Annotated in this window: 11 protein-coding genes; 1 reads left to right on the forward strand and 10 read right to left on the reverse strand. The window is 45.7% G+C overall.

The features are described 5' to 3' along the window. The 9 genes from Q0668_RS00620 to Q0668_RS00660 all read right to left on the reverse strand — a co-directional run. Positions 1 to 2,193: hypothetical protein (locus tag Q0668_RS00620; protein WP_298858890.1), on the reverse strand; the 2,193-nt coding region annotated here is incomplete at its 3' end. 16 nt (positions 2,194 to 2,209) lie between these two features. Further along, on the reverse strand, positions 2,210 to 4,363 hold the full coding sequence (locus Q0668_RS00625; RefSeq protein WP_298858892.1) for a BatA domain-containing protein: 2,154 nt from the start codon (positions 4,361 to 4,363) through the stop codon (positions 2,210 to 2,212). Between the two features lie 26 nt (positions 4,364 to 4,389). Further along, positions 4,390 to 5,385, reverse strand: a complete 996-nt coding sequence (locus Q0668_RS00630) for a DUF58 domain-containing protein (RefSeq protein ID WP_298858895.1) — start codon at positions 5,383 to 5,385, stop codon at positions 4,390 to 4,392. Then, positions 5,363 to 6,388 (reverse strand): MoxR family ATPase, encoded by a 1,026-nt coding sequence (locus tag Q0668_RS00635; RefSeq protein ID WP_298858910.1) that lies wholly within the window; start codon positions 6,386 to 6,388, stop codon positions 5,363 to 5,365. The genes Q0668_RS00630 and Q0668_RS00635 overlap by 23 nt, the downstream gene beginning before the upstream one ends. 79 nt (positions 6,389 to 6,467) lie before the next feature. Further along, positions 6,468 to 7,514, reverse strand: a complete 1,047-nt coding sequence (locus Q0668_RS00640; RefSeq protein ID WP_298858897.1) for a prenyltransferase/squalene oxidase repeat-containing protein — start codon at positions 7,512 to 7,514, stop codon at positions 6,468 to 6,470. A 66-nt stretch (positions 7,515 to 7,580) separates the two neighbouring features. Beyond that, entirely contained in the window at positions 7,581 to 8,432 is an 852-nt protein-coding gene (locus Q0668_RS00645; protein WP_298858899.1) for an SIMPL domain-containing protein, read from the reverse strand. Between the two features lie 13 nt (positions 8,433 to 8,445). Beyond that, a complete protein-coding gene (locus Q0668_RS00650; protein WP_298858901.1) occupies positions 8,446 to 10,638 on the reverse strand; it encodes a PQQ-binding-like beta-propeller repeat protein in 2,193 nt (730 codons plus the stop codon). Between the two features lie 296 nt (positions 10,639 to 10,934). Beyond that, positions 10,935 to 12,026, reverse strand: coding sequence for a DNA alkylation repair protein (locus tag Q0668_RS00655; protein WP_298858903.1), 1,092 nt, complete (start codon positions 12,024 to 12,026; stop codon positions 10,935 to 10,937). A 172-nt stretch (positions 12,027 to 12,198) separates the two neighbouring features. Further along, the gene (locus Q0668_RS00660) at positions 12,199 to 13,632 is read right to left on the reverse strand and encodes a cytochrome B6 (protein WP_298858905.1); all 1,434 of its coding nucleotides are present in this window, start codon (positions 13,630 to 13,632) and stop codon (positions 12,199 to 12,201) included. A gap of 152 nt (positions 13,633 to 13,784) precedes the next feature. Between Q0668_RS00660 and Q0668_RS00665 the strand changes: the two genes are divergently transcribed. After that, complete coding sequence (locus tag Q0668_RS00665; protein ID WP_298858907.1) at positions 13,785 to 14,681, forward strand: LysR family transcriptional regulator; 897 nt, start codon at positions 13,785 to 13,787, stop codon at positions 14,679 to 14,681. A gap of 164 nt (positions 14,682 to 14,845) precedes the next feature. On the opposite strand, the gene Q0668_RS00670 is transcribed toward Q0668_RS00665, so the two are convergent. Then, positions 14,846 to 16,315, reverse strand: coding sequence for a DUF1501 domain-containing protein (locus tag Q0668_RS00670; RefSeq protein WP_298858908.1), 1,470 nt, complete (start codon positions 16,313 to 16,315; stop codon positions 14,846 to 14,848). Between the last annotated feature and the right edge of the window lie 237 nt (positions 16,316 to 16,552).

Below are 16,552 nucleotides of genomic sequence, written 5' to 3' on the forward strand. Positions count from 1 at the left end.
ATTCAAGCCATATCGCTGCGGATCAACCAACACCGCTGCATAATCATTTTCCGCTTTAACGGTTGCACCCGCGGATTCATCGCCCAGCCAGACTCGAACAAAATAGGTACCCGGCTGCGAAACGGGAAAGGTTGTTGAAAACTCACCCGCTTTATTACCGGGGGACAGTGTCAACGGAATTGGCTGATCATCGCCACGTTCGACTTCACCATAGAGTGTTTGCAGGCCTGGTTCCATTTGTGATTCATCGAGAAAACGAGCCATGATTTTCGCTTGACTTCCGGGCTGATATGTTGCCTGTACTGTAGAAAGACGAAATGGATAGTTTCCACCCAATTGTTTACTGCGACCGGCCCGATCAACGACCCGTGCCCAGAATCCATCAAAAAACTGTTCGTCCAAATATCGCCAACGGTAGGTGCTGTCGAATCCGATAAAGATAGACCAACCTGGGCCCACTCGTTGCGAGGCAATCAGCACTTCTTGTCCGTATTCGTTCCGCATGCGGGGATCGGCATGAACGGCAAGAACTGTTGCTCCCGGTTTTGCTTTCGTTACGGGGAAATGCCAGAACATACCCGGAAGATTTTTCAAAGTTTGTTCGTTCGTCTGACGATCATTGGAAAAAGTAAAAATGGAATCCTGAAATCCCTGTTCGGTTACATCCAGTTTCCAGGGCGATCTCGCACTCAATCGAATTTGCACTTGTGACCGAAACAAGCCCGGTTCTCGAATTACGGGCAGGAGATTCAACCAGCTTAATGAGGGATCAGACTGGCGATCAAACATCCTGGCTGTCTGCATTTCTCCCGCGATATAAACCAGACCGCCACCCGCTTTTGTCACAAAGCTGGTCAAAAGTTCGGGAAAATTAATCGGCCACAATGTCGGATCTGGGTCATATAGAATGACACAGTCATAATCGTTGATTTCTTCCTGTGTGACTGGCAAACGGCGAATAGGTAAATCGCCGGGATGTTCGTACGTTTTATCCGCGGCCATCAGCCAGGAAGACAAATTGATCTGTCGATCTCTGAGAAACGTGTTCCGCAAGAACTGAACTTCGGGAAAAGTGGAACCGGCGATAAATAGCACGTTCAAACGCTGACGGATGACGCGCACTTCAGCCGAAGCCAGATTATCATCTTCGGAGATCTCCGGGCCAGTATCGATTATTTTTGCCCGGAATTCCAGTTTCCCATTTTTGGTTTCACTGAAATCAAACGTTCGAGGCTGTAATTGACCTTCTAGATTGAGCACGATTTCTTCACGTACAAATTCCTGCCATGGACCGCCATTTCTGCGTTTTTCAATCAGCAAAGTCGCTGTTTCTGCCTGCATGCCGCGCGATTCGATATGCACAGTCATTTGATTCGTATCCTGCACAAAGACTACAGGACTGACTTCCAATTCGCTGATCGCCACATTTCGAGGGCCATCTGTTGTCCCCACGCCCACCGTCACGAGAGGAACGCCTTCATCCGAGAGCATTTGCAGCACTTCTTCAGGCGGCTCACCCGCCGTCGATTGACCATCGCTCACCAGTAACACACCTGACAAGGGCATTCCCGTATAAGACAATAGAGCCTGCCTGAGGGAACTGGCGATGGCGGTCGCATTTCCGCCGGTATCCCATTCCTCCGACAACTTTAATGAAGTCGGACCGAACTTGTCGGAAAAACCATGCAAATGAACGTTTCGCGTTCCCTTGGCAGAGAGTTCTTTTAAAAACTGTTCGTTAATCAGTTTTTGCGCCAGTTGCATCCGAGTTAATTTTCGCATGGCATCAGTATTGGCAGACATCCCCAGATTTTGTGAGACTTCCATCGCTTTCTCTTCATCTTTCCAGGCATCTTTTAATGACATGGAAAGAGAAGTGTCTAGCAGAACCAGCAAATGTGAAGGGATTTTTTCCTCTTTACTCAACACGAGAATCGGTTCCAGCAACATTGCAATAACCAGCGAGAGTATCGAAATGCGAATCGTATACAATAAACAACGCCGTCCTAAAGGAACCTGCTGTGCATCGCGTTTGTAAAGCCACCACCCACCAGCGATAAGGACAACCGTTCCCAGTAAGAATAAGAGCATCCAGTCGCCTGTCGGCAGACCGACCCACTGGGCGGACCATTGTCCCCCTTCGGTCCATGACGAAGATTGAATGCCAAATATAAATTCCAGAAACTTATTCAATTTCAAATCTCGCTATTTAACGCCGCCGACCAATCCAAGTCGCCAGCATACTTTCTGAAATCAGACAACCCAGTAAGAGGACTGCCAGATATCTCCATAATTCAGTCCCTTCTGTCGAAAGGTCCATTTCTTTTCCCTGGTATCGAATCAAATTTAATGGCATGCGACCTAAAAATTGTTGTAGTGCCTGCTCATTCATTTTTTTCTGAAGTGAATCGTCGACATTGGCATTGATTGCAAACTTCTGTGTTTGTTCGCTGAGTTGCGAATCCTGCCAGTTCGCTTCGACCACGCCTGCAAATCGAACCGGCGTAGAATTTAACATGGTTTTTGATTCATCAATGGAGCCAAATGTGATATCGAGCGGATCCAATTCTCGATCTAACCAGATTAGTTCACCCGATTGAGGCGCGGTAATTGTTTCCAGTTCGTAGTGAATCGGTTCCCCGGCGATCAGGTTATCTCCACGTTGAATATCTGCTGCTATCTGCTGTGCTGCCACACGCATTGCGAGTACAAAGCTGGCTTCCGCAGGCCAGTCACTCCAGCTTTTATCTGCTGTGATGGTCCAGAATAGAACGCGTCCTTCACCAAAGCGTTTTTCGAGGACCGCTGGCGACTGACTCGCGTCATTCCAGCGTGCCAGCACGCGTACCTTCTGCTGATCGATATTGGGTTGCGTACTGGAATCAATGATCACATCCGCAAAGCGGCGCGGACGAACGCGACTTAGAAGCTCGGGCGTCAACCCTTTCAGGAGTTCGATCGGTGAATCGGCAATCGGTTCGATCACCAGTCCCTGCGACTGTAAATCGCTGATCTGTCGTAAACGCGCTGGAAGCAGACCATTGCCACCCTTAAAGAGACGTTCATTGTAAAGTTCCAGATCACACTGGTCGCCGGCAAAAATCATTAAACCTGTTCCCAGCGCTACGAGTTCTTCCAGCTCTGTAATTCGTTTTTTTGACAACTGATCAACATTCGCCAGAATAATTAAATCGGGGGCTGATAACAGCTGATTTTTCCAGTTCGAACTTTCCGCCTGTGTGACTTGCCAGCTTGAATTTCCGGCCGAAAGCGCCAGCGCCAGAAAATCTGTTTCACTATCAAATGGATTCAACCCGGGTTCTCCATCGACTAGAACTACATCAACCATCTGTCGTACATTAATAACTTTTCGCTGAATATTATCATCCTGCAATTTATCTGTCGGAATACTCAGGGACACAACATGCTGTCCCGGCTGGTCAAATCGCACACTGACGGGAACATTCACTGTTTTATCCGCAGGAATTTCCGGTAGCGATACGGGTGTCACATCTCCATCAACGGTTAGTAGTGCCTGTCCCGACTTGAGTGGTTCATCTCCTGCATTTTCGATCACAGCCGTCATTTTGACTTCTTGATCGACCAGCGCAATCCGACTATCTAATTCCAGCGAACGTAAGACTCGATTACCGGCAGGTTCAGCACCAATATCAATAAAACGCACGGTGACTTGTTCCTGTGACCAGCGATCAAACAAATCTTGCACTTCGACAGTCCAGCCAGCCGCCCAGAGATCGGTAACAATAATCACTTCTTTCACCGGAAATGTTGCTTCCCGTAGCTGTCGATCAATATCCTCTAATGTCGAAATCCAGTGGCTGGCCATCTGACAGCTTGCCAGTTCGTTAATCCGCACGACCAATTTATCACGCTCGTTTTCCTCCAGGTGTGCCATGCGCACTAATGTTTGCGCGGGATTCGATGCCAATACTACCGAAACGGAATCTTGTGGCCCTAACTGATTCAGAATTTGTCTTGCGGCGTTTTTTGCCCGCTCAAATGCTGATTGATCTCCCTCTTGATAAGACATGCTTAACGAATCATCAATGACGATCACGCGGCTGGCTCGGCCTTCCACCGAAAGAAATCCGGCTAGATTGGTACCCGAACTGATCGGGCGGGCGATCGCAAAAAACAAAGCCAATACTGCTAAAGTTCTAATCGCCAGCAGCAACCATTGTTCCAGTCGTAAACGTCGACGATTGGTTTTCAACGTCAACTTCAGATATTCCATCGGCGCCCAGTTCACGCGTGTAAACCGCCGCCGGTTTAACAGGTGAATGATGATGGGGGCGGTTGCCAGAACCGTTCCCGCCAATAAAAGGGGTGCCAGAAAATGCATGTATTGTCTCGGAATTCTCTTTCAGGTTACTGGAGTGATTTCGTTTCAGGGGCAGGGGAGTTCTCTGTATTTTTCTCGCTTTGATTTTCTTTACGAGACGGACTGCCCTGCGAAGACATCCGCCCGCGATGCGTCTTTGCACCTCCGAATTGACGATTATGTAAATAACTGCTTAAGACGGCTCCCAGATTTTCATCCGTCAAGATCTGTAGATAATCAATGCCGCAATATTGACAACGTTGTCGTGTTTCCTGAGTAAACTCTTCCATGGCAGCCTGATAGGCTTTATGAAATGCCCAGGGCTCTGCGAAGATTTCTTCATCCCCTTCAATGTCTTTAAATATCACAGAGTCTTTAAAAGGCATTTCCATTTCATCGCGATGCAGAATATGTGCAACGATGACTTCATGTCCGGCATGTTGGAGCTTGCCGAGCGATTCATAAAACGGGTCTAAAGGTGTCAGTAGATCAGAAAGCACCACAACCACACCCCGCCGATGGATCTGATCGGCAACTTGTGAAACAGCCGGGCCGATATCGGTTTCTCCGATCAATTCAACACGCTGTAACACTTCGATGAATTTTGCCAGATGCGAGGGAGTTCCACCTGTTTTCAGATCTTCCTGAACGCGATCATTCAAAATAGCCAGGCCTACCGCGTCCCGTTGTTTCAATAAAACAGCCGACAGCGAAACAGCAATCGTGGCAGCGCAATCATATTTTGAAAACTCCGGCGCACCGTATTGCATCGAAGCTGAAGAGTCGATAATGAACACCGCCCGTAGATTCGACTCTTCTTCAAATCGTTTGATATAAAACCGATCGGAACGGGCGTACGCTTTCCAATCGAGATTCTTTAAATCATCTCCGGGTGTATAACTTCGATAATCGGCAAATTCAGGAGAGAGTCCGTGCAGAGGGCTCCGGTGCTGACCGGCAATCGTACCTTCCACCGGTTGTCGTGTTTTAAAACCAATCCCGGCGATCCTTCCAATCACTTCAGGATTTAAGTATTCTTTCAAACTGTCCGTCCTTTCCTGCTTCACTCTGATGCAAGGGAGTTTCCTCTATCAGCTTTTCGACGACAGAATCCGCAGTCTGTCCTTCTGATTCCGCGTTGTAAGACAATACAATCCGGTGACGCAAAACCGCTTTCGCCACTGTCTGTAAATCTTCGACGATCACTTCAGGACGTCCGTATAAGGCAGCTCTGGCTTTTGCGGCCAGAATCAACGACTGACCGCCACGGGGGCCAGCGCCCCAGAGAACCCAACGATTGATAAAATCTGGTGCATCTTCGCTATCGCGGCGTGTAGCTCGAATCAGATCCATGGTGTAGTCCACCAGAAAATCACTGATCGGAACACGCCTTACCAGATGCTGTAATTCAAGGACTTCTGCTCCCGTTAACGTCGCCTCAGGTTCTGTCTGATCATCGCCGGTCACTGTTTTATAGATCAATCGTTCTTCATCCCTTGTGGGGTATTCCACGATAATTTTCATCAGAAAACGGTCCAATTGTGCTTCGGGCAGGGGATAAGTGCCTTCCTGTTCAATCGGATTCTGAGTTGCCAGAACAAAAAATGGGCTGGGTAACTTATAGTGTTTTGTACCGGCAGAGATATTCCGTTCCTGCATACCTTGCAACAAAGCAGCTTGCGTCTTGGGTGGCGTACGGTTGATTTCATCGGCTAGTAACAAGTTAGTAAAAATCGGGCCTTCGATAAATTTGAATTCGCGGCTGCCCGTCTGTCGATCTTCATAAATCACATCGGTCCCGGTAATATCAGCGGGCATCAGGTCTGGTGTAAATTGAATTCGACCAAATTCAAGTGAAAGACTTTTCGCCAATGTCGAAACGAGCAATGTTTTTGCCAGCCCCGGTACTCCCTCAAGGATACAATGTCCTCCGGCCAAAATACTGACCAGGAGTTGTTCTACCACATCATCCTGGCCGATGACGACCGTTCGAATTTGTTTGCGAATTCGTTCCTGGGCGGCTCTGAGTTTTTCCAAAGCTTCCATATCTGGTGCTGTTTTGATCTCTGACAAGGTTCGCTCCCCGTTCTACCAGCCTGCAAGGGTGGTTACTTCTGTTTGAAAATCAACGTTGATAAATGGGTAAGTATTTGTAAGGTAGCTGCATTACAATCAAGGCCACGCTTGTCCCGAACACAGGGCCAACCCCATCGCCGTTCCAACTGCCATCCTTTTTTGATTGTGACTTGATCAAGCTGTCACGTTGACCTGGAAAATAGGCATTCCAGTACTCATCGCCTGCCTGATAAAACGCCTGAGAGGCGTAAAGGTTCAAATAAAAATAGTGCCCGGACCGAAAACCATTTTTTCGACTCTTGAATTGACCATACACATATTCCATACATTCCTCAGCCAATGGTGATTCGTATTCTCCCGCTGAATATAGACAGGTAATGGCAGCGGCGGAAATCGGCAAACGCGTATCATTACCGGAATTATAAGAGTAACGGATACCCCCATCCGGAGTCTGACAGAGTTCCAGATAGCGGACAGCATTTTCAATGGTTCCTTTGGGTACCGTAAACCCGGCATTATGTGCTGCACGGAGTCCCTGCATCTGCGTTACGGTAACACTTCCTTCATCACCACCACCGGGAGTATAGATCCAGCCACCTAGATTACTTTGCCCAGACGCAGTCAACTGAATTCCGTTTTTCACGACTTTTCCTATCCGGGCACGTACTTTAGCATCAGTTTCCATACCAAACACACTGGAGAGAAATAAAAGTGAGAAACCATGACCATACATGGGGCGGCCATTTTCTGAACCAGCGGCAATCAGACCATTCTCCTGTGCCTGACTCAAAACGTACTCAGTGGCTTTGCGTACCTGATCTGCATACGGACCACGACTTGATGTATTACCATTAGCTAAAAACGCAATCCCTGCCAGGGATGTCATTGAAACCGGGTACGTACTTCCATCCTGGGTGGTTTGAAAACTGCCTGCCGCAGTCTGCTGCTTGGCCAGATAATCCAAGCCGCGCTTAATCGATTTCACGGTCGCGGGAGTCATATGTCGCGGCAGTAATTCCTCACCTTTCACTACAAAAGGATTGAAGAGAATGAACACGCTTAACAAACAGATTATCAACCGTTGATCGTTTCTCATTTCACTCCCGTGTTCCGTTTTTGTGTCCATATCATCGATTATCGTTTTTTTCTCATCAGTGCAAAATCAGTCGATTGCGTATGTCACACGTACTGCTACCGAAATGGGAATTGCTTTTAACAGCGACGTCGCTTGCTCGTCACTGTTCGTTACATTATTTGCTGATATCATTCGGCCAATGTAGGGATTATAAACTCCGGAACTATTATTCTGACTATCAGACTCGCCATTAATGGAAATCACTTTCCCGAGTTTTACCCCCGTCAGTCGTGCCAACTTTTCTGCCTGTGCTTTGGCATCCGCGATGGCTTTCTGGAACGCCTCTTCTTTCAGTTTTTGTACATTGATAACTTTAAATGTTGCCATCGTATTTTTAGCCGCCGAAGGGTTGTAAACTCCCGGAATACTCTGTGTTTTATTTCCAATAATGACGCCTGCGTCTTTCCCCGAATCGACAATTTTCACAATCGTTTCCAGCAGCTCCTGAGTATTCAGTTTTTCGATCCCCGTGATTCGCAACTTGATTGACTCTGAAACCGAAAGTTCTTGGGCCTGCGTATTATTAACTGCCATTCCACGCATCGCAGCCTGCATCTGGCTTGCCGTCATTGCAGAATAGAGAGACATTCCATCTTCGACGACCTCTAGACCGGGTATTTTCAAGTTTTTGAAAGCCGCTTCTGCTCTGCGACGATTGCCATGAAACTTGGTTACAGCATCTCCTGCCAATTGCCCCTGACCAACAATCAATCCCGTCAATTCCACGACGGAAGGCCTGGCTTCGACTTTTCCAACCCCTATAACGCTGATGCCGTTATTCTCTGCAGCGAAAACAGTCAGCTCATTTGTATTACCGGATAGGCACCCGATCAGAGTAAGAAACATCATTCTTTGCATCAGATGTGCTAAGTTGCTCATTTGAGATCCATGATCAATTATTAAGTAAATTGCTGTTTTTAGGGGCTATTTTTTTGTTACCCACGTCTTTTTTTGACTGTTGTGTACTGATGGGATAGGCAGTTACCGCCTGATTGGAAACACAAATCAACAATCCATTGCGTAAGTCAATTGCTCCCCCGAGAGACGTGAGATCACTACCACGGTAGATATTGACAATGTCACCATTTGTTTTGGAAATTTCAAAAATCCCCCGACTTGTAAATACCCAGGCATCGTTCGGGTCAATCAGTGCACTTAGTCCACCGGCAGCAACAGGCAGCGAAACGGCCCAGTTCAGTTTACGAGATTTTCGATCGATGGCTTCCAGTTCTTTCGACATGATGTAAACATTCTTCTGATCAACACCCACAATCTGAGCAGATACTTTGACCGGACGCTTCCAAATTACTTTTTTCGCAGACAAATCCAAAGCATAAACTTCATTGGCACCGGCTTCTTTGAAATAAAGCAGATTCTGATCTCGAATCATCTGGCCATTGGTGTGTAATTCGGTTTCTTCTTTTATGGCATAGTAATAATAATTTGTATTTGTCTGATTCGACTTGTAGGGATAACGGAAGACCCAATTGATGGTCTTTAATGGAATCGAAACTTCAAATAAAGCCCCATTATTGGTCAGAATGAATAAAGAGTCTCCCTGTTTCTGCAACAGTGGAACTGGCATGATTTGCATTCCGTTGTTTGAATTTCCTGAAACAACCGAACCTAAAGGAATCGACCATTCCTTTTGGCCTGTTTTCAAAGAAAGACTATTCAATTTAATCAACTTATTATTTTGCGCATGAGAAACAACATAAATATGATTTCCCTCCACGAGTGGTTTTGAGATAAAACTTTCAGTCCCCACCTTAGCCGTCCAAAGCGTTTTTCCGGAATCTGCCTGATATGCTACTAAACGATATGCGGCTCGAGATTGATTCATCTCTTTTTCTGGAACCAAAGTGGCCAAAAGAGTATTGCCACTGACAGTAATGTGATATTGCTTCAATTTACTGGATCGGTGAAAACTGTAATTACTAAAGTGTTTTCCGAGATCCGTAAACTTTGCATTTCTCCAGACTAATTTTCCGGATTGTAAATCAAGAGCAAAACAAACGCCGTAAAAATTGATGTAAGCACGTTTCTCATCCACAGCCATTGCAGGAACAAAAGTCAGATACGATTTACCACGCCCATAGTAATCCGTTTGGGATTTCACGATCGCTTGCGATGCAGTCTTGTCCAGATACGTCAGTTTCCAGCGCGGTTTATTTTCAGGCTGCTGGAGTTTTACAGGTTGACTGATGAGCCTGGGAACGGTGTCTGCTAGATTCAGGGAAGGGGCTGCTTTTACAGGCTCCTGGGCAATTAGCGACTTCAAATACACGACGGGATCAGCTGAATTGCCTCCCAGAGTTATCTTTTTACCGGGAAACTGTTGTGAAATCACCTGGATATTTGAAGCGGCCTGATCGGACTGACGGCTTCGAATCAATGCCAAAGCGTACTTGACGTTGATATCAATCTCGACAAGATTCGTATCAGGGTGATGATCCAGTATCAATCTCCAATAACGTGCTGCGCGAGTAAATTCCCCTCGTTCAAAAGCATCGTTTCCCAACAAGTCAGCAACATCATCACCAACCGAAGTTAAAAAGAATTGGGAAAAGATTTTTTTCGCATCGCTGATTGCCTGAGGTGTTTTAAACTCGGACTGAGATGGCAATTCTTCAAACTGCTTTCGTGCTTTTCCATCGAAAAAGAGTCGAAACGCTTCGCGACCTTCCGCTGGTAAAGAGATCAAAGCCATAAATATTCGATCTTCTGCATCGACCAGAAATCCCTCTGTCGTCGGAAGTAAAGGCGAAGTCGATTTTGTCTCCGAAAGCTCTTTGATTGTGGTCAATGCTTTTTCCCACATTCGATGCCGAACATAGCGTTCATAATCGTCGAGCAGGTTCAGCTTCTTTTCGTCAACAGAGATACTAAAACCCGGCATTTTATGCGGGGAAGTACCATCATTTCCTGCAGCATCTGCTGCAACAGCGCGCGCTTCGCCAACGAAGATTTGAGCAGAAAGCGGCTCCGTTACGCATAACGGAGCGAATAGCGTCCCCCACGCCAACATCTGTAACCATAATAATTTAAGCTGAATGAGTTTAAAGTGCGCACCCATATTTAACATAATCCATCCTTAGTTCGCGAATGGGCCAATCTTGCTGTCAGAGAATCAATTGTAGTGGCGCGACCTATAAGAACATTAACCAGGATGCTTGTGGGGTGAAATGAGTTCCCAGTTTTTGATAATTCTCGATATTTGATTCAACATTACTATAGTCGTGTTCAATTGAGTCGTTTATCCATCTCGACATTGTACACTAATCCACAATCAATAATTCAAGAACTAAATGAACCCTTTTCCATATTTTGTCATCTTTTCAGTAAGAGAGAGATTTACTTCCTTTTTTGACTTTTATGAAATTATGTTTTTGTACTCAATAACTCGAATTGTCCCGCAGCCAATTCCACACCGTTTACAATCAGGGCCAGTCGATGAATTCCCGGATAATACTTTCGAGTCGTGATCGGTTTAAAGGAATGTTGACACCGATAGACTTTTGAAACCATCGAATAAGTACCTTCTGATATTTTAAAGACTTTTCGGGATACTCTGCCATTCTTTCTAACAAAATCGATGGCATATTCCACACGGATCTGTCCCAGTTCTGGTGATTGAGATACCAGTTCAAACTCGAATTTTACATCTCCACTCCAAGCGACCAGAGAAGGGGAGACTTGCAGCTGTTTTACACTTATTTCATTTGGTTCATGAAATCCAAATAATTCCAATGCGTCTGAATTACCGGATTTTAAAAGCGTTCGGCAACCATGCTTCACAACCCATTGCGTCTCAGAACTTTCTGTAATCCACTGTTTTGCCAAGTTGATTACGAGTTCCGGATGATCTTTTGAGATGTCATTCAAATGGTTGGCAACACTTCTTCTGACATATTCACTTGGATCTGCTTTTAATATTTTGAGAACAGGTAAGACAGGGCTAGGATCTTTTTTGAATTCTGGTAACGCCATCGCCCATGGTAAGCGAGGACGGCTACCCTCAGAAGCAAGTCTGCGCACATGTTCGTTGCGGGAACTGGCCCAGTCACGCATCTGCCGCATCATGCGTTTTGGATCCTTTATGATAAAGGGCCGCACCGCAAATTCGCTACTGGAATACTTCGTAAAATGTTCCAAAGCAGATATTGATAAGTCCCACTCTTTTATCCCATAGACTTCCACAAAATCGGGGAAGAACATTGCTTCAAAGCCTCCAAATTGAGGAGCCGCATTTTTCAATATCTTTATTGCCACCTCATATTTTTGTGGTAGAAATTCATGTAATGCCAGAGTAATGTGCCGCATGCGATGCTTGAGCTCTTTTTGATCCCAATCTTGATCAAAAACAAATTTTAGCATTCTCTGTTTGGGAAAGTTGGATTGGTATTTGACAAGTTCATCAGCTAATCGATTGAGATAGATACGATCGAATTGATCTTTTAAGAGTTTTGCCATGATCGAATCAAATTCTGATAAAAAACGGACTGCATGAGAACGCACAAAGTCCGTTCAGCATTATCAATTTGAGTAAAAGATCAAGAGCAATGCATAAAAAAATCCGCCTGACCAAATCAATGGTCAGGCGGCAGGCCCGAGTTTGTTATTCAACAATTTTCCTAAAACTGGATTAGAGGCATTTCAGAAATGCTACCAGATCCTGTTTTTCCCGAGCCATCAGATTCACACCACTCACGAGTGCGAAGAACTCAACGGTATCTTCCAGGGTCAATAATCGACCGTCGTGGAGGTAAGGTGGCGAATCTTTAATCCCTCGTAAAGGGAATGTCTTGATTGGTCCCTCACCATTCGCCATATGGTCAAGTACCATTTGTGGTTTATAAAACCGTTCTGTTTTTAGATTGTGCATTAAGTTGTCTGTGTAATAGGGAGCCGTATGACAAGAGGCGCACTTGGCCTTCCCGAAAAACAACGCCTGACCTTTCAATTCTGATTCAGTGGCTTTTTCGGGATCGAGTTTTCCAAAAATGTCCAACTTGGGAGCGGGAGGAAAATCGAGTAGTTCCTGAAACTCCGCCATTGCATGCACCTGACTTCCACGATCAAGAATATTCATTCCTTTTTTGATTGCGGTTGCAGTATCACCATCGAAGTATGCGGCCCTTTGTTCAAATTCCGTGAAATCTTCGACCGTCTTTAAGGCCCGCTGGGACCCAAATAGCCTCTGAATGTTCACACCTCTCAAAGAAGGCACCTCAATCCGGTTTCGAAATTTTTGAGGACGCATATCTCCTACAAGGTGAGTGGCACCATTCGTATGGCCATTGACATGGCAATCGAAGCAGGTGACACCATCACTGGCTTCAATCGTCCGTCTGTCATGAGTCTGATTGAACTGTTGTTGAGGAAATGGAGTGACCAAGAGTCGCACACCATCTAACTGCTTGGGATTGAGTATCCCTTCAAAAATATCGTAATAATTTTTGGAAGTCACAACTTTTCCTTGTGAAACATCGCCTAGATCAGATCTGGTTGTTAAATACACTGCAGGAGGAAATTCCGGCATAAAGTGATCTGGTATGTCAAAGTCGAGATCAAAGCGTGCCAGATTCCGCTTTTCCTGTTTCATGACCTCATCAATTTGTGACTTGGGAAACAACATGCCTCCCTCGTTATGATTCGGGTGAGGCAGGGGAAAAAAACCCTTTGGCCATAACCCTTGTGAACGAATTTCTTCTGGTTTTAAACCAGCTAGTTCTTTCCAGGAAGAAACGCCCGCCGGTAACTTTGCGCGAATACCAGTCTGTAGAGGCTTACCGCGTGACATTTTTCCTGAATCGGATGGACGATTCGAAAGGTCGTATCGTTCTTGTAAAAGATGCATGTGTCGTTGACGAATTTGTTCTTTTTCCGACTTCATCTTTTTGACTACTGCTGCAAACTCTTTTTGAGAGACAGATATCGCAGGTTCAGAGGACGCCACCTGATTAGAAGGCGGATAGGCAAAAACGTGTGAATCAATTCCAAGACTCCAACTGCAAGATAAAGCAGCTAAACCTAACGTCATGACTTGAGGCGAACGTAACCATCGACTGAAAAACATTTGTTACCCTTTTTATATTTGAAGTACATGCAGACCCGTATCAATTCTGTTATTGATACTTTCGACAATGTCGTATTCAACGAAGCAAATACTAACTTGTAATGTCTGATATGAAAAATATATAATTCCTATAACATCGATAGGAAATAACTATGGAACTACAACAATTACGTTACTTCGTTACCGTTGCCGAACTGGGTAACTTTACGCGTGCCGCAGAGAAGTGTTATGTCTCTCAACCATCGCTGAGCCAGCAGATTATTAAACTGGAAAAAGAGATCGGCCATCCGCTAATTGAACGCCTGGGTCGGCGTTTGCGACTGACAAGTGCGGGTGAGATTTTCTATGAGCGCGCATCGAATATCCTGCGTGCTGTAGAAGAGACACAACATTTAGTCAACGCTTCATACACACTGGAAAATAAAAAAATCAGATTGGGTGCAATCCCAACTATTGCTCCTTTTTTAATTCCACCCCTCTTAAAAAAACTGTTTCAAGCACATCCGGATGCAGAAATCACTTTCAAAGAAATGACAACCGACCAGACGATGCAGGATTGCAAAGCAGGGGACCTGGACCTGGCATTTCTTTCGCTTCCACTCCAAGAGGAACTGCTTGATGTCGAGCCACTGTTCAGCGAAGAACTTTTCCTGGCGGTAAGCCCACGTCATAAGCTGCTCAAGAAAAAACGAGTCACTTCTAAAGATTTGCAGGATGAGTCTTTTATCTTATTAAGCGAAGCACATTGTCTGGGACAACAGATTGTTTCATTCTGTCAGCACCATCACTATTCACCACGAGTCAATTGTGAAAGTGCGCAACTGGCTACGGTGCAAGAATTAGTCGGGTTAGGAATGGGAATTTCTCTCGTTCCAGAAATGGCTAAAAACAATGACAAAAGCAAACGAATCAAATACCTGAGTTTATCAGGCGTAAAACCAACGCGTACGATCGTGCTGGTGACTCATCCCCAGCGCTATCAGAGCAATCTTGTGAAAGAGTTTATCGCCAATATTAAAGAGTGGTGCCCACTGGATGATTCGATCTGACTGCAGATGCGAAAACACATCCGTTTCATAAAAACTTCAGAGGCCCAGATCAGTCAAACTCGATGTTCCTCATTTTGCACGTAAAAATATAACCGGGTATTAAAAAAAACAGGCCACCTTTCACAAAGAAAGGGGACCTGTTTTAATATTCCATGTGAGTTAAATTAACTCATCAATTTGGTGACGGCTTGTGCTTTCACCAGTTCACGTGGTTGATTCAGGTGATTATAGACAATCGTTTCCGGATTAATTCCAAACGAATGATAAATTGTTGCCAAAAGTTCACGTGGATGAACCGGATCTTTACGAGGGCTGGAACCGGTCTTATCAGATTCGCCATGTACATAACCCCGTTTAATACCAGCACCCGCCATCAACGATGTATAACAGTAAGGCCAGTGATCACGTCCATCATCCGTATTCGAATTGCCCGAGGTACTGACACCACGTTGAGGACTTCTGCCAAATTCACCGACGGCGACAACCAGAGTCTCATCGAGAGTGCCACGATCATAGAGATCGGAAATCAAGCTGGCTAACCCTTGATCGAACATGGGGCCTGACTGATTTTTCAGACGGTTGGTTAATCCCGTATGCACATCCCAGGAATGATTATTAGAATTCGCCACTTTAGGCCAAACTACTTCGACAACACGCGTGCCCGCTTCCACGAGACGGCGAGCAAGCAGCAAGCTTTGTCCAAACGTATTGCGGCCATACTTGTCACGAACCGAATCCGTTTCCTGCTCGAGGGCAAATGCATCGCGGGCACGTCCGGAAATGACAAGATCAAGGGCACGCGAATAATATTTGTCCAGCTTATAATCCTGAACGGCTTTATTCAGTTGCGGCATCCCTTTGTTGATCATGTCGCGCAAACTGGCACGACGCTGCAATCGCGAGGTGTAAACATCAGGACGTAGTTTGAGATCATCCACACTGATCCGGTCCATTTTATTCATATCCATATCATCGCCCGGTGGATACAGATAATAAGGATCGAAAGCACGTCCCAGAAATCCGGCTGTCCCCGCTTTTCCTACCACATTACTTTCCTGAAGAGGGCGGGGTAACATGACAAAAGGCAACATTGAGACATTCGGTGGTTGCAACCTGATGATATTAGAACCAAAGTTCGGAAAATCCTTGGGACTAGGCGGTTCTAACTGACCAGAAGGGCTGACTTTGTCGGTCGTGTAGCCCGTTAACATCTGGTAGATGGCTGCAGTATGATTGAAGAGCCCTTTAGGGGTGTAGCTCATCGAACGAATCATGGTAAACTTGTCGTTGTTTTGAGCTAAGTTCGGTAGCAATTCTGAGAATTGAATTCCCGGCAGCTTTGTCGAAATCGGCTTGAACACGCTCCGCACATTATCGGGAACGTTCTCTTTGGGATCCCATAAATCGAGATGGCTGGGGCCGCCTTGCAGGAAGATCAAAATCACGCTTTTGGCTTTGGCCCACCCGGGTCCCCCACCTTCATTTTTGTTGGCAGCAGCTTCTTGAAGTTGCAGCATGGAACCCAGTCCCATACCCATCATACTGGAACCACCCACTCGCAGCAGATCTCGCCTTGAGATTTGGCTTCGTGACTCACACACTTCCTTGCCTGGTTGACCTGGAATGATCAGCATTTCCGTATCTCCTCACTTTTGTTCGAGATTTGTTTTAGTATTGTATCTATCAGTCTGATAAATGAAATATCAGATTTCTCTCAATGATTAAACAGAAACGCGGGACTGTTAATTAATGCCCAGGTCAGATCCTGAGCGGCAATTAAACGATTCTGTTTCGCCTGTCCTGTACTAAGCTGTACGTCATTACGCAACCGAGTCAATTTTCGATTAACGGGACGAACACTTTGCATCGCC

It is taken from the genome of uncultured Gimesia sp., assembly GCF_937910335.1.
Lineage (GTDB): Bacteria > Planctomycetota > Planctomycetia > Planctomycetales > Planctomycetaceae > Gimesia.

What these genes read in the sequence shown, in the direction of transcription:
- Q0668_RS00625 (WP_298858892.1), bottom strand. Translation starts at nt 4,363, where the DNA reads ATGCATTTTCTGGCACCCCTTTTATTGGCGGGAACGGTTCTGGCAACC.
- Q0668_RS00635 (WP_298858910.1), bottom strand. Translation starts at nt 6,388, where the DNA reads ATGGAAGCTTTGGAAAAACTCAGAGCCGCCCAGGAACGAATTCGCAAA.
- Q0668_RS00640 (WP_298858897.1), bottom strand. Translation starts at nt 7,514, where the DNA reads ATGAGAAACGATCAACGGTTGATAATCTGTTTGTTAAGCGTGTTCATT.
- Q0668_RS00645 (WP_298858899.1), bottom strand. Translation starts at nt 8,432, where the DNA reads ATGAGCAACTTAGCACATCTGATGCAAAGAATGATGTTTCTTACTCTG.
- Q0668_RS00650 (WP_298858901.1), bottom strand. Translation starts at nt 10,638, where the DNA reads ATGTTAAATATGGGTGCGCACTTTAAACTCATTCAGCTTAAATTATTA.
- Q0668_RS00655 (WP_298858903.1), bottom strand. Translation starts at nt 12,026, where the DNA reads ATGGCAAAACTCTTAAAAGATCAATTCGATCGTATCTATCTCAATCGA.
- Q0668_RS00660 (WP_298858905.1), bottom strand. Translation starts at nt 13,632, where the DNA reads ATGTTTTTCAGTCGATGGTTACGTTCGCCTCAAGTCATGACGTTAGGT.
- Q0668_RS00665 (WP_298858907.1), top strand. Translation starts at nt 13,785, where the DNA reads ATGGAACTACAACAATTACGTTACTTCGTTACCGTTGCCGAACTGGGT.
- Q0668_RS00670 (WP_298858908.1), bottom strand. Translation starts at nt 16,315, where the DNA reads ATGCTGATCATTCCAGGTCAACCAGGCAAGGAAGTGTGTGAGTCACGA.